The sequence below is a fragment of the Staphylococcus sp. AntiMn-1 genome, assembly GCF_001663395.1.
Lineage (GTDB): Bacteria > Bacillota > Bacilli > Staphylococcales > Staphylococcaceae > Staphylococcus > Staphylococcus equorum.
The window spans coordinates 1,360,645-1,374,486 of record NZ_CP012968.1; the positions used below are offsets into that span (position 1 = coordinate 1,360,645).

18 protein-coding genes are annotated in these 13,842 nt (G+C 33.4%); 7 read left to right on the forward strand and 11 right to left on the reverse strand.

Going from position 1 to position 13,842, the window contains the following annotated elements:
• Nucleotides 1-107: 107 nt before the first annotated feature.
• Nucleotides 108-278 (forward strand): C1q-binding complement inhibitor VraX, encoded by a 171-nt coding sequence (vraX, locus tag AOB58_RS13560; protein ID WP_002508451.1) that lies wholly within the window; start codon nucleotides 108-110, stop codon nucleotides 276-278.
• A gap of 263 nt (nucleotides 279-541) precedes the next feature.
• Here vraX and AOB58_RS06715 read toward each other — a convergent pair whose 3' ends face one another.
• From AOB58_RS06715 to AOB58_RS06740, 6 genes are all read right to left on the reverse strand, one after another.
• Nucleotides 542-982, reverse strand: coding sequence for an ASCH domain-containing protein (locus AOB58_RS06715; RefSeq protein WP_021339574.1), 441 nt, complete (start codon nucleotides 980-982; stop codon nucleotides 542-544).
• Nucleotides 983-1,118: 136 nt separating this feature from the next.
• Nucleotides 1,119-1,382: a hypothetical protein gene (locus AOB58_RS06720; RefSeq protein ID WP_064783138.1), complete on the reverse strand. Its 264-nt coding sequence runs from the start codon at nucleotides 1,380-1,382 to the stop codon at nucleotides 1,119-1,121.
• 1 nt (nucleotide 1,383) lies between these two features.
• Entirely contained in the window at nucleotides 1,384-1,746 is a 363-nt protein-coding gene (locus AOB58_RS06725) for a hypothetical protein (protein WP_064783139.1), read from the reverse strand.
• On the reverse strand, nucleotides 1,718-2,860 hold the full coding sequence (locus AOB58_RS06730) for a thiolase family protein (protein ID WP_064783140.1): 1,143 nt from the start codon (nucleotides 2,858-2,860) through the stop codon (nucleotides 1,718-1,720). Before AOB58_RS06730 ends, AOB58_RS06725 begins: the two co-directional genes overlap by 29 nt.
• Complete coding sequence (locus AOB58_RS06735) at nucleotides 2,860-4,221, reverse strand: AMP-binding protein (RefSeq protein ID WP_081324875.1); 1,362 nt, start codon at nucleotides 4,219-4,221, stop codon at nucleotides 2,860-2,862. The genes AOB58_RS06730 and AOB58_RS06735 overlap by 1 nt, the downstream gene beginning before the upstream one ends.
• A 280-nt stretch (nucleotides 4,222-4,501) precedes the next feature.
• Nucleotides 4,502-5,848: an alanine/glycine:cation symporter family protein gene (locus AOB58_RS06740; RefSeq protein WP_064783142.1), complete on the reverse strand. Its 1,347-nt coding sequence runs from the start codon at nucleotides 5,846-5,848 to the stop codon at nucleotides 4,502-4,504.
• Between the two features lie 438 nt (nucleotides 5,849-6,286).
• Here AOB58_RS06740 and AOB58_RS13965 point away from each other — a divergent pair, with 438 nt between their 5' ends.
• The gene (locus AOB58_RS13965; protein WP_002508459.1) at nucleotides 6,287-6,415 is read left to right on the forward strand and encodes a hypothetical protein; all 129 of its coding nucleotides are present in this window, start codon (nucleotides 6,287-6,289) and stop codon (nucleotides 6,413-6,415) included.
• Between the two features lie 84 nt (nucleotides 6,416-6,499).
• Here the strand turns inward: AOB58_RS13965 and hxlB are convergent, their stop codons facing one another.
• On the reverse strand, nucleotides 6,500-7,048 hold the full coding sequence (gene hxlB / locus AOB58_RS06745; RefSeq protein WP_002508460.1) for a 6-phospho-3-hexuloisomerase: 549 nt from the start codon (nucleotides 7,046-7,048) through the stop codon (nucleotides 6,500-6,502).
• A 1-nt stretch (nucleotide 7,049) separates the two neighbouring features.
• The gene (hxlA, locus tag AOB58_RS06750) at nucleotides 7,050-7,682 is read right to left on the reverse strand and encodes a 3-hexulose-6-phosphate synthase (protein ID WP_021339567.1); all 633 of its coding nucleotides are present in this window, start codon (nucleotides 7,680-7,682) and stop codon (nucleotides 7,050-7,052) included.
• A gap of 557 nt (nucleotides 7,683-8,239) precedes the next feature.
• Here hxlA and AOB58_RS06755 point away from each other — a divergent pair.
• From AOB58_RS06755 to AOB58_RS06775, 5 genes are all read left to right on the forward strand, one after another.
• Complete coding sequence (locus AOB58_RS06755; protein ID WP_162492976.1) at nucleotides 8,240-8,602, forward strand: YojF family protein; 363 nt, start codon at nucleotides 8,240-8,242, stop codon at nucleotides 8,600-8,602.
• Nucleotides 8,603-8,614: 12 nt separating this feature from the next.
• A complete protein-coding gene (gene bshB2 / locus AOB58_RS06760) occupies nucleotides 8,615-9,280 on the forward strand; it encodes a bacillithiol biosynthesis deacetylase BshB2 (RefSeq protein ID WP_064783143.1) in 666 nt (221 codons plus the stop codon).
• A gap of 14 nt (nucleotides 9,281-9,294) precedes the next feature.
• Entirely contained in the window at nucleotides 9,295-10,173 is an 879-nt protein-coding gene (gene folE2, locus AOB58_RS06765) for a GTP cyclohydrolase FolE2 (protein ID WP_064783144.1), read from the forward strand.
• A 331-nt stretch (nucleotides 10,174-10,504) separates the two neighbouring features.
• Complete coding sequence (locus AOB58_RS06770; protein WP_232621035.1) at nucleotides 10,505-11,242, forward strand: transcriptional regulator; 738 nt, start codon at nucleotides 10,505-10,507, stop codon at nucleotides 11,240-11,242.
• Nucleotides 11,243-11,330: 88 nt separating this feature from the next.
• On the forward strand, nucleotides 11,331-11,675 hold the full coding sequence (locus AOB58_RS06775) for a MarR family transcriptional regulator (RefSeq protein ID WP_064783145.1): 345 nt from the start codon (nucleotides 11,331-11,333) through the stop codon (nucleotides 11,673-11,675).
• 72 nt (nucleotides 11,676-11,747) lie between these two features.
• Here AOB58_RS06775 and AOB58_RS06780 read toward each other — a convergent pair whose 3' ends face one another.
• The 3 genes from AOB58_RS06780 to tadA all read right to left on the reverse strand — a co-directional run bounded on the left by AOB58_RS06780 (nucleotide 11,748) and on the right by tadA (nucleotide 13,797).
• A complete protein-coding gene (locus AOB58_RS06780; protein WP_002508467.1) occupies nucleotides 11,748-12,314 on the reverse strand; it encodes an NADPH-dependent FMN reductase in 567 nt (188 codons plus the stop codon).
• A gap of 18 nt (nucleotides 12,315-12,332) precedes the next feature.
• Nucleotides 12,333-13,205 carry a Cof-type HAD-IIB family hydrolase gene (locus AOB58_RS06785; protein ID WP_002508468.1) on the reverse strand — a complete coding sequence of 291 codons (873 nt, stop codon included), beginning with the start codon at nucleotides 13,203-13,205 and terminating at the stop codon, nucleotides 12,333-12,335.
• Nucleotides 13,206-13,305: 100 nt separating this feature from the next.
• Nucleotides 13,306-13,797, reverse strand: a complete 492-nt coding sequence (gene tadA / locus AOB58_RS06790) for a tRNA adenosine(34) deaminase TadA (RefSeq protein WP_064783146.1) — start codon at nucleotides 13,795-13,797, stop codon at nucleotides 13,306-13,308.
• Nucleotides 13,798-13,842: the final 45 nt, after the last annotated feature.

The window sequence follows — 13,842 nt, forward strand, 5'->3', positions numbered from 1 at the left end:
CATATACGACATAAGACCGATACGAAGTTGATACTGAAGACTCATGTATTTTCCAAGTAAATCTATTAGTATATTAAGTGTAGAGAGAAAAAGGAGGGAATCACAGCATGATTATCTACAAACAGGCTTTTGAAAATGGTAACCCAATATATGAAATTATCACTAAAACTTTCAAAACAATTTCTGTTAAATTTGATGAAAATTTCAGCATGAATGAATTATATAAGTTACTCTCTCTACTTGAAAGTGATGTTGATAATATGAAACTAACCTATTAATAACATTTACTTTACACCTAAGACTTTTCAAAATTTAGCTTTAAACAGATTACAGAAGAACATATATGCAATAAACTCCCCTTTAGAAATTAGAAGTTTAAAAAGAATAAAGGCAACATAAGTTGTCCCCTTATGTTGCCTTGACTAACACAACCCTATAAACACTCACCCTATGAGCGGTACACAGTTAGACAAAGATTGTCCCCTTTGTTGTGCTTGGAGAGAATACTCGAAGCAGTTCTAACTTATGTACCGCTCGTTTTTTATACATACAATAACTTAAATTCTTCACACACCATGATTTCTGATTCATCAAAAGGAATACCTAATTCAGCATAATATGATTCGAAAAATTCGATATGTGCTTGGCGCCAATATGCCAATGACTTATCTCCTTCACCTTCAAGATATGCATGATGTTCAGTAACATCATTAAATGGCGTTTGATAAACACGTGTAGTTTCAATGATACATTGCGGGTTTCCTTTTTCATTTAATACAACACTGATATCACCGACTTGTGGTAACGCTTCTTCCTCTACTTTATAAGACGATAATCCACTTGTCGTCGCAGTTTTCATGCCCTTTTTCACTAAATCAGCTAATTCATCTTCGTCAACACCAAAAGACCAAGCATCAAATTGCACACCTTTATATTCAGGAAATGCTTCGATAAAAGATCTCCAATATGTTTCTACTGTCATAGTTATCCTCCTAGTATACTTGTTACTTCACTTATTATTGTATCGTACTCTTTTAAATTAACACAAAAAAGTACTCGCCAATGCATTATAACCTCATCATTTGTATACACCTTGAACACCATAATCAATTCAACATTTAGATTTTCACAATGAAAATTTTTACGTCACCGCTTTGATTAGAAATAACCATTTTTTCGTTTGTTACAAGTTCAAAATTTAAAGATTCATTTATTTCAACCGTTGCCATGTATTTCACTTTGTATGCTACCCATGCTAATTTTTTATTTGTGAATGCTAGCTGCACAATCAATTGACCAGGCACTATATGTTGATGCACTGGGTTTTGATCATTAATTAAGGCTAAATATTCATTCACTTGTTCTGTTGTTATTTGTATCATGCTATAGCTGCTCCAAAAATATTTGTTTAATAGTGATATAGTTTTCGCTATTTTTATGTACATCTAATTTAAAAGTATATTTCATAAATGATTTTATTTTCTTCTTCTCTATCATACACATATGCGCTAGATATGTTTCATTCGTTTCAAGCGATTTTGTATGGTCTATTTCTGTTTCTTTCAGCAAAATATTGCGATTAGCATATTGCTGAAACAACTGAAATTCTGGCCATAACTTAGCACAATATAGTGGCGGTACTTTATTTAATGGATATTGATTAAAATATTGATTATAAGCTATGACATCACCTTCATTAAATATGATTTCTCGCTCTTCATGTCCATCTTTCAAACAATAATGCATTGCCCATGCCACCTCCTATTCCCATTGTAGCAATTGTTCTTTGATATTCATCCATATAGAACAAGCGCGTCACTAAAGCTGCACCACTTGCACCATAGGGGTGCCCTGTAGCGATTGCGCCGCCATAAACATTTAATTTCGCATCAGTTAATCCCAACATTTCTTGACTTGCTAATACCTGTGATGCAAAGGCCTCATTCAATTCGACCGCATCAATTTCATCAATAGTATAGTGATTTTTTTCTAGTAGTCTTGTTACTGCTGGTGCAGGACCTATGCCTAAAACATTCGGGTCTACGCCTACAGTTAAACCATCAGTAAATGCTAACCCGCTATTAAAACCACATGCTTTGGCAGTTTCTTTTTCCATAATCATTAATAACACTGCACCATCATTTTTCATACAACAATTTCCAGCAGTAACTGTGCCTTCAGGTAAGAGTGGTTTCAAACGATTCAGCGTCCGTTCCGTTAACTTTGGTTTAATACTTTCATCTCGCTGAAATGTTTCACCCTTAACTTGAAATGGCATTATTTCTCGGGAAATGATTTGATGTTCATATGCAGCCATTGTTTTTTGATGGCTCATCCATGCATAATAATCTTGTGCCGTTCTTGAAATGTTGTAAGTTTGAGCTACATTTTCAGCCGCTTCAATCATTGAAGGGTCCTGTCTTTCTGGAGCAAATGATGCGCGTTCAAAAAACTCTGGTAATTGGGTATCATAAACAGATTGCGGTCGCTTTATTTTCCAAGGTGAACGGCTCGTACTTTCTACACCGCCTGCCATATAAATTGTACCTGCGCCTGCTTGTATCATACGGCAAGCTTGTAATATCGCTTCTAACCCTGAACCACACTGTCTATCGATAGTTACGCCCGGGATGTGGTGATCTAGTTCTGCTTCAAGTAAGGACTTTCTCGCCAAATTACCTCCATTACCTACGACATTACCCAGAATAACGTCATCAATATCTGACATCACATGGGAGAATGTTTCTTTGAAATGTGTAAATAATGGCTTTATGAGGTGTTCTGGCTCTATATGTTTAAGCTTTCCTCCATATTTGCCAAATGCTGTACGTTTTGCCGCAACAATCACTGCTTCTTTCATTATTTAAACTCTCCTCCTAAGTAACATTCCTTCATTTGTCTACGCGCTATTTTCCCACTTTGTGTATAGTACATTTCATCTATTTTAATCAATTTAGATGGTATTTGATATCTTGCCAAATATGATGACAAAAAACTTTTCAAAGATTGATAAGACACATATCGTGTACCTGTATAAAGTAGTACTGCAATCTCTCCGAACTTCGAATGTGGTTCACTCACTATGCACACTTCGTTAAAATATTCATATTCTTGGGCTACACGCTCAATTTCAGTTGGATAAACATTCCGACCACCAATAATCATGCGGTCACTCTGACGTCCGTGCAAATAGAGATATCCGTTATGATCAAGTGATGCAAAATCACCAATTTCCAGCCATTTACTTCGTGAAATATCTTGATTTGCATAACCACTAAACACCATATTACTTTGAATATGTAACACGCCTACACCCTGTTCATCCTGATGTGCCAAGTGTATTTTCACATTTGGAAAAGGTAAACCCACAGAATGATACGGTGCTTCATTATTGTAGTTATAACTTATAAAGCTTGCTTCAGATGTTCCGAAGAACTCTATTAATATAGTTTGCGGCATATATTGTTGAACTTTATTTCTTATTTCCAAAGGTAACTTATCACCTGTAGAAAAAATATAGCGCACTGACTCCATTTTAATATTTTCAGCCAAACACGATGTTAACATCGTCGGCACTAAAAACATGGCAACTGTTTCAGATACTTTTTCAATCGTTTGTAATAGCAATGTCGCATCAAATTGACGTTGTCCTATAAACGTTTTGCCACTATACAGCGCATAGATACAAGTATATAAAGACAATGAATGAGATAAAGGTCCAGGTGCAACGAGTATATTAATCGGCGTTCCTAAAAGCTTTTCGTTTTCTTTGTATGAATATAGCCATGATTTTTCATTGCGATAATAAGCTTTTGGTAAGCCTGTCGTTCCTGAAGTAAAACCAACATGTAATAAATCATCATGCCACTTCAATTGATTATTTTTAATATGCTTACTTATTATTTCTTGTTCCTCATTGATTACATAAGAAATCCCATAATGGTTTAGTAATGTGTCTATCTGCGCTTGTGACCATTGAAAATCTAGTATGCATGGAATACAATTTTTCTTTAACAATGCACAATAATAGATGATTGTTTCCATAGGGTCTTTCATTATGACTGCTACAAATTGATGACTAGGAATACGCGCTATATCTTCAAGCACTAATTCGATATTTATTTTTAATTGTTTATAATTGCACTTTAAATCATCAAATTGCAACGCAAGGCGTTGTGGCAGTTCTTGTGCGTGTTGATCAATCTTTTCTAATATTTCCACTTTCATGTCACCCTTTGAATTGTAAACTTTAATATAATATATATTAACATTAATTATAGTTGTTGACCTTTACACAATCACTGATAAATTTTAATCGTGGAGGCTTAGGTCATCTTCTTCCCAATTTCATTGAAAATTAAATGAAACTTACAATCCAAATCCCATTAGTAGATTAAATTTTCCGGAAATGAAATATCCAAACCCAATTTTTGAAAAATCTGCGTACCAAAAATCCCTCACTGCATTTTGTAGTGAGGGACCTTATTTTTAATAGAACAACTTATTTATAGTTTTTAAAGAAATCTATAGTTAGTGATTTTACTTTTGGTGAAAGTATAAGGACAGCAATAACGTTAGGTATAAGCACAATTGCAAGTGCTAAATCTAACAAATTCCATAGTTGTGTTGCTGCACCCAAAGCACCTACGATTAATGATAATACGTAGACGACTTTCATAATCCAACCACCTGTTAATCCAAATAAGAATTCTGCCATTCTAGAGCCGTAAAAAATCACGACGATGACCGTTGAAAATACGAAAAATACCATCGAAATCGATACAATCATACTGCCAAATTGTCCAAAAGCATCTTCAAACGCTCTGGCTGTGAGCGCTGCAGATTGTGATTTTGCGTCTTCTGCTGTCCAGACACCAGAAACAAGTACAACGAAAGCAGTCGTACTACATACGACAAGCGTATCGACTACAATTTCACTGACACTCCAAAAAGCCTGACGTACAGGATGATCCGTTTTAGCAGCTGCATGAGCAATAGGTGATGTACCAAGACCTGCCTCATTAGAATATATGCCTCGTGCAAATCCCCAACGGATGGTAGTTGCGAGCGCTGCACCGAATGTGCCGCCTAATGCTGCACTAGGATTAAACGCTTGTTCAACAACAAGTGCAATAATATTAGGCACTTGAGTGATATTCATTAGGACAATAGCAAATCCTAACAAACAATATAAACCTACCATGATTGGCACAATCTTCTCAGTAAATGACGCGATACGTTGAATACCACCAAACACGACTAATGCTGCAAGAATAGCTAGAACGACACCAGTTACACCCATATGTATATTAAATGTATCATGAACAGTCCTTGCAGCCGAATGACCTTGTACCATAATACTTGGAATAAGCTCAAGCATCAGCGCAAAAGCAAAGACAATAGAAAAAATAGCGCCTAACTTTTTATTTTTAAAACCTTTCTTCATATAATATGTAGGTCCACCAACAAATTCGCCCTTTTTATTTTTTTCACGATAATGTACACCGAGTACGTTTTCACTGAATTTTAAAGCCATGCCTAGGAATGCAATTACTATCATCCAAAAGACTGCACCTGGCCCACCCATCATAATAGCCGTAGGTACACCAACAATATTCGCAGCGCCTATCGTAGATGATAACGCAGAGGTCAATGCTTGCCTCGGTGTGATTGTACCCTCACCCTTAGGCGTTTTATTGACACTTCCAAAGGTCTGTTTCATCATATAAAAGAAATGTCTAAACTGAATAAATTTCAAGTTTATTGTTAAATATAAACTTGAAACTAATAATAATGTAACTAAAGGAAACCCCCAAAGCCAATCTGAAAAAGCAACGATTTTTTCCATTATATCTCCCCTTTAATAATGTATTAAAATCAAATTGTCATAGATCTACGTGAAAATAGTCTAAAAGTAACTAAACTATTTTTTATAGTATCCCCTATTTGTTTTATTATTAATCATTAGTTGCCATTTTAAAATTCGTTTTTAGATTCTAATTAACTTTCTTCTATAGTTTTTAAATTTATTATTTTTAATATTAAAATAAATTGTAGTATCAAAGTCTCAATACTCTATACTTTGTTATCAATCAACTGTTTAGCATAGCTATAGCACATACGCTTTAGTTGAGTTTGATTAACAATTAAACATCAGGGAAAAGGTAACATACAATAAATTTTTATCACGTCTATTTATTGTGCCTTTTTCAAAATAATAACTAGTCAAAAACGACCTTAATGCATTGTAATTCATATAAAAACTTAAACAGTTAGGATGATTAACATGAAGAAGATTTTAACTATTAACATCATCGTTTCACTTGCAATAATCGCTTTTATAACATGTAAACAATGTATAGATATGACACAAGAAAATAGTATGGAAGATCATAATAGAGTTCATTTAGATTAATTTTAATATACAGAAATAAAAAGAGAGAGGAAACTTAAATTTAGTTTCCTCTCTCTTTTTACTTTTATTCACACTTATATTTGGTTATTCCAAATTTGCGTGGTTTTGTTGCATTGCTTCTTCATCAACTTTTAACTCAGTCATTAAGTCTAAAACAATACTATCTAAAAACACTTGTGATGCTTGTTCAAATAGGCTACCTAGGGGTTGTGCTGAACCTTCAGCATCATATTTCGTCCCTGCCGGTAATTCAATAACTGCATTTGCAAGTTCACCTATCGCTGAAGCCGGGTTTGTCGACAATAATACAACTTCTGCACCAACAGCTTTAGCTTTATCTGCTAATAATCTTAAATGCTCTGTCGAACCTGATCCAGAGATAATAACAAACAAATCATTTTCAGTAATAGACGGCGTTGTAGACTCACCCACAACATGCGCGTATTTGCCTAATTGATTTAAACGCATTGCAAAACTATTTGCTACAAAGCCAGAGCGACCTTTTCCTGCAACAAATATTTGATTCGCTTCAACCACTTGTGTTAAAAACGTTTTTGCTTCACTATCTTTAACGTGTGATAGTGTATGGTCTAATTCATCTAATATTAAGCGATAATTTGTAATTTCAGTCATATTATCTGCCTTCAATCGCATCTCTACATTGTTTAGCAGCTTCAACTGGATCGTCAGCGTTAGCAATACCGCCACCAACTACAACCAAGTCTGGTTCTTCTGCTACAACTTCTTTAATTGTATCTGGTTTAATACCACCAATAACAGCTACTTTAGAATTAGAAATAACTGATTTAACTTTACGTAAACTTTCTAAAGGAGATTGACCTTCAGCTTGTAAGTCATAACCAGTATGCACAGCGATATAGTCTGCGCCTAAATCGTCTAATTCTTTAGCACGTTTTTCTAAATCTTGTACTGCAATCATATCTACTAACAATTCTTTACCACTTTTATGTGCTTCTTCAACTGCTGCTTTAATTGATGCATCTTCAGCAACACCTAAAATTGTTATTACGTCTGCACCAAATTTAACTGCTTGGCTTACTTCGTAGTCTGCAGCATCCATAATTTTTAAGTCTGCAAGTACTTTTACGCCTTCTATATTATCATTTAAATGTTGAACCGCTGGTAAACCTTCATTAATAACGATTGGTGTACCAATTTCTACGATATCTACATAATCTTTAACTTTATTCGCAAGTTTTGCCGCTTCCTCTTTATTCAATAAATCAATTGCTAGTTGTAATTCCAAAATGATCATCCCTTCTTGAATTAAATTATAGAGCCATCGTTGTGACTTAACTTACTATATAATGTTGCACTTAAGCTATTTACCCTTAGTTTTATATATTAAACGAGTAAAATAACACGATAAACACTTGTATATCCTCTACCTAAAATGAATATACCCGTTAACACCTATGTTAATACTATGTTTTATTGTTAAAACTACAGTCATAATAAATTGATTGTTATGCAAATTATATATAAATCTTATTACACTTATGCATTATACTTCTTTTATATCTTTTTAACAGGAATTGGATTCCACCTCTATTTAACTATTAAATTGAGACTTTTTAATAAAAATTGAGCAGAGTGATACATTTCTGCTGTGCTTTTTAGTAGAATGAAGAGATAATCAAAATATAAAATACAATTCTTAGATATAAAATTCACTTTTCTGGTAGAAAATGTATACGAGTCGGTTTACACTAAAGTATAGACTTATATCATAGAAATCTATTGTGTTAAGTAAATATAAATAATTGAATTTTGTAATGTTGGGTTTGGAAGCAAGGAGGCAAAATTTTGGAACAAATTAACAATGAGGAAGTACAAGCATTACTTTCTTCATATGAGCATAAACCTGTATACTTACATGTTGAAACAACAAATGGTGCATATGCTGCTCACTTTGACCAACGTGTATTTAATGCGGGAACTTTTTTGAGAAATATTCAAGTGACTTACGAACACGCTCAACTTAAAGGTGGCAACAAAGATCCTTTCCGTGTCGGTCTTAAATTGAAAGATAGCGGTTGGGTCTATGTCCAAGGATTAACACATTATGAAGTGAATGAGAATGGTGAGTTTCTGCTAGCAGGGTTTAACTATGAAGGTCAATTAGCTGCTGCTTTAGAAATTAGTACTCAACCGTTCAAAGCATAAGGAGGGCGTATCATGGCAGAGGAAAGCCAAGTATTAGTAATTTTTCCACATCCAGATGATGAATCATTCTCATCTGCAGGCACATTAGCACGCTATATCGATAATAGAGTTCCAGTCACGTACGCATGTTTGACACTCGGACAAATGGGACGCAATTTAGGCAATCCACCTTTTGCTACGCGTGAGACATTACCAGATATTCGTGAAAAAGAATTAGAAAAAGCAATGGAAGCAATAGGCATAACTGATTTACGTAAAATGGGTTTACGAGATAAAACTGTAGAGTTCGAACCACATGATGAAATGGATGCAATGGTTAAATCCCTCATTGATGAATTACAACCATCTGTCATCATTTCTTTCTATCCGCAGTTTGCTGTTCATCCTGACCATGAAGCTACTGCAGAAGCAGTCGTGAGAACGGTTGGTCGTATGCCAGTATCTGAAAGACCACGTTTACAGCTTGTAGCATTTAGTAATGACGCACATGAAAAATTAGGTGCACCAGACATTCTAAATGAGATCAGTGATTATAAAGAGGTTAAACTACGTACATTCGAAGCACATGCATCTCAAACAGGTCCATTCCTAGAGTCACTTGCAACACCTGACGTACCTGGAGAAGCACACAGTTTCTTAGAAGTAGAACCTTATTGGACTTATAACTTTGAATCTTAAGTGGAGGCAATAGCATGACAGAATTTGACTTATCTACTAGAGAAGGAAGATGGAAGCACTTTGGTTCTGTTGACCCTATCGAAGGTACGAAACCAACTGAAAAAGAAAATATGAAAGACTTACAAAGTACACATAAAGATTTCTTGTTTGAAATCGAAGAGGTAGGTATTAAAAACTTAGTTTACCCAGTACTTGTAGATCGTTTCCAAACTGCTGGAAACTTTAGTTTTTCAACAAGTTTAAATCAAGACGAAAAAGGCATTAATATGAGCCGTATATTAGAAAGTGTCGAAAAGCACTATAATAATGGCATTGAATTAAATTTTGACGCACTTTATCAATTATTACGTAGTTTACAAGTTAGCATGAAACAAAACGCTGCTGGTTTAGATGTCTCAGCTAAATGGTTCTTCGACCGTTATAGCCCAGTCACTCAAATCAAAGCTGTTGGTCATGCCGATGTAACTTATGGTTTAGCGATTGATAAAGATGATGTAACGCGTAAAGAGATTACAATCCAAGCTGCGGTGACTACACTTTGCCCTTGTTCAAAAGAAATTAGCGAGTACTCAGCACACAACCAACGTGGTATTATCACTGTAAAAGCTTTTCTAAATAAAGATGTTGATTTAATAGGTGATTATAAAGAAGTCATTTTAGATGCAATGGAAGCTAATGCAAGCTCTATTTTATATCCTATTCTAAAACGTCCTGATGAGAAAAGTGTTACAGAACACGCTTATGAAAATCCAAGATTTGTAGAAGACCTTATCCGTCTTATCGCTGCAGATTTGGTAGGTTTTGAGTGGCTTGATGGTTTTGAAATAGAATGTCGCAATGAAGAATCTATTCACCAACATGATGCTTTTGCTAAATTAAAATACCATAAATAGTTAAATACAATTTAACTCATACGCTTTATTTATTATAGGAGTACTAATATATATTTATTAGTACTCTTTTTTTGTTCAAAATTTGAATATCTCTAGTAAATGTAATTTCAATTTTTCTAGATTATCTATTTGACGTTATGTTTTTAATTATTAAAAAGTAAAATTTTAAGCGTTACTATTAAATTATTTACTCTAAAATCTAAACTCGCATATTAATTTTAAAATAATGTGTATCAAGAGTTAAATTTTGTTAATGTCCGATATACACTTTTCGTATTAAAATTATTATAGAGAAGATGCTTCTTAGTATATTGGTGTGGTGAAATAAATAATGGATTATGATTTAAAGATATATAATAATAAAACATCCAATTTTAAATGTTTACGTACTAACCATTTTTTAAATATCTATTTCGTTTTTGATGGAGAAATTACAATTCTAAAAAATAACAATTTTAAACATTACCATACAGGAGATATATTTTATATTCATGACTATGAATGTATTAATGATATCAACTTTGAAGGCACGTTATTATGTCTATCTATAAATAATTACTATTATTATAAAATTTTGAATAAGCATGCTCAAAATGAACATAATATAATAGATAAAGATAGTCCCGATTTAAAAATACTTTATAACGACGTCATTTTATCAATGTTAAATCAATCAAACACTAAAGATATAGAACGAAAATTATTATATTTAATTAAAGCGACTTATCTTAATACCATAAATACAACTCCTCGCTCTAAATCTGAACGGAATTTTAAACATATATTGATTAGAGACGTTATTCAATATATTAATAACAACTGTGAAAGAAAATTAATTTGCCAAGATATTGCGCATCAATTTTTTGTAAATAACAGCTTTTTATCGCGTGAATTTTCAGCACTTATGTGTTGTACCTTATCAAACTACATTATTGCTTCAAAAATTCACTTTTCAACATGTGCTTTATTAAATGGTGATACTTTAGATTTTGTATGGAGACAGTATCACTTCCATTCACTTAAAGATTATATATATCATTTCCAAGCAATCAAAGGTGTAAGCCCTTAAGGATTTAATAATAAACAACCTATTATAGAAGGTATTAAAAATTTCAAAATAATACAACAAAGAACAAATAACTTAATGTGGTGATAACATGAATATAATAACTTACGAAGAAAAGAGAAAATTAATTAAAAAAGTAGTAAAACAAAATTTGAACCTTACATTTGCTGAAATAATTATATTGGATAAATTACTTTATATTAACAAAGAAAGTATTGAAGCGGTAAAACTCAAAAGGTTGTTGTATAGTCACAACACACCCATTTCAATACAAATCAACAATCTCATTGAGTTGGGGCTATTAAAAAAATCTAGAGATGCATATGATGAGCGTTGCATTCATTTACATAATATAGACCTACCTAAAATAAAGTCGATTTTAGATCAATATCATACAATCGTAACTTCTATTTTAAAGCCATCAAGCTCAAAATAACATACATAAAAATAACTGTTAGGCCCTATTTAGAAACCTAACAGTTATTTTAGTATAATTTAATCATTTAACTTATTTTAAATGTTCATAAGGACTATTTTTAACAAAAGAAATGATTTGATCTACAAATAATCTAGCACGTAATTGGAATTCTTCATTATCTAAATATAATGTACCATCGTCTAATTTTTTATAATCTGTATCATGCGTAGCAATTTGTGTTGGTACTGCAATACCTAATAATGTACGTACAATTAAACGTAAATGTGATAGCGGTTCTGAACTTACGATGCCTCCACTATTACCAATAAGGCCTACAGGTTTCATTTTGAAATCATCCATAGTTAAATGATCTAAAGCATTTTTTAAAATACCAGAGTATGAACCGTGATAATTCGGAGATCCTAAGACGAAAAAGTCCGCTTCTCTTGCTTTAGCTTGTAATGTACTTAAATTATTTTTATATGTTTCACTTGGACTAGAAGCACCTGAAACATCAAGTTGGTGAATTGGATGTTCTGCAAGATCAAAAATTTCAACTTCAAAATCATGTTCTTCAAAATGCCCTTTTAAATATTGGGATAGCGCTGTTGTATGTGAACCTAATTTCGCACTCCCTACAATGATTAAACCTTTCATAATATACTTCTCCTCATACTAAATTTCATTATTTTCTTTGAGCAATTTCATAATCGCTTTTCCGACGCCACTTTGCTCATTTGTGTCTGTAGCATACTTAGACACTGCTTTTACTTCAGGCGTTGCGTTATCCATCGCTACAGAGTAACCAGCACGCTCTAGCATAGAAATATCATTCATGTTATCACCTATTGCCATAACATTTTCCATATCTATATTAAGACGCTCTGCAATCGTTTCTAACGCGATGCCTTTTTGTGCATCTGAGTGTGTAATTTCAATATTGCCTCTTGAAGAAGAAGAAATTGCAAGACTTTCTGATTGTGCTAGTTTCTCACTTGCACGGTCAATTTTCTCTAAATCACTGTCAAAAGCAAGGATTTTCATAACAATTTCTCCAGGGGTATCTTCAATCTTGTCATAATTATCTACAACTTTTAAAGTACCATTATCAATTCGTTTTTGAATACCAGCTTTAATTTTTTCTACGTCTGCTTTTTGACCAGCTCGTTCTGCAATATCTATATATATTTCTAAATCGCGTTGAGGGTTTTCAGTGTAGATACCTAAGTTTGTATAAACTTGATAATAAATATCTTCCTTATCCATCTCAGTTGTAATTCTATTAATTAACTCACGATTCAATTTAGATGTACTCATGATATTAAAAGATTCATCTCTCACTTCTGCACCATTTAAACAGATGTAAGGCACTTTCAAATCTGTTTGATTTACAGGTGAATTGGCTTCATAAAAAGCACGTCCCGTAGCAATAACTACTGTTATGCCTTGCGATTGTGCATATTGAATCGCCTTAATATTCTCTTCTGATATCTCATGTGCCGCATTTAATAATGTACCATCCATATCTGTTGCAATTAATTTTATCATTAATTTACCTCGTTTCCTTCTATGATCGATAACACAATCTTAATTACACACCATTCTCATTTGCCACAAATTTGTAACACACTCATATTCTACCAAATCTTTAGTGATTTGTATTATCGGCTGTTTGTATGATTTTTTTATTTTTTCTTAAATTTTTAAAAAATGTTTTTAATAATTGGCTACATGCTTCTTCTAATACACCTGTTTGAACCGTTGCACGATGATTAAATCTTGGTTCTTGTAACAGGTCCATGAGACTACCTGCACAGCCACCTTTGGGATCTTTGGCTCCATAAATTACATACGGAATACGGCTCATTACAATCGTTCCAGCACACATCACGCATGGTTCTAGCGTGACATAAAGTCGGCAGTTTTCTAAGCGCCAACTACCGACGACAGCAGCAGCTTTCTGAATTGCAAGATGCTCAGCGTGTGCAGTTGGGTCTTGTGATGATTCTCGCAAATTGTGTGCTCTTGCAATCACTTCATTATCTCGAACAATGACAGCACCAATAGGCACTTCACCAATATCCCCTGCTTTTTTTGCTTCTTCAATCGCAATTTTCATAAAATCTTGGTCAGTTGTCATGTGTCTTACACCTCACATATGGTACAATATTTATTGTCTATTTTA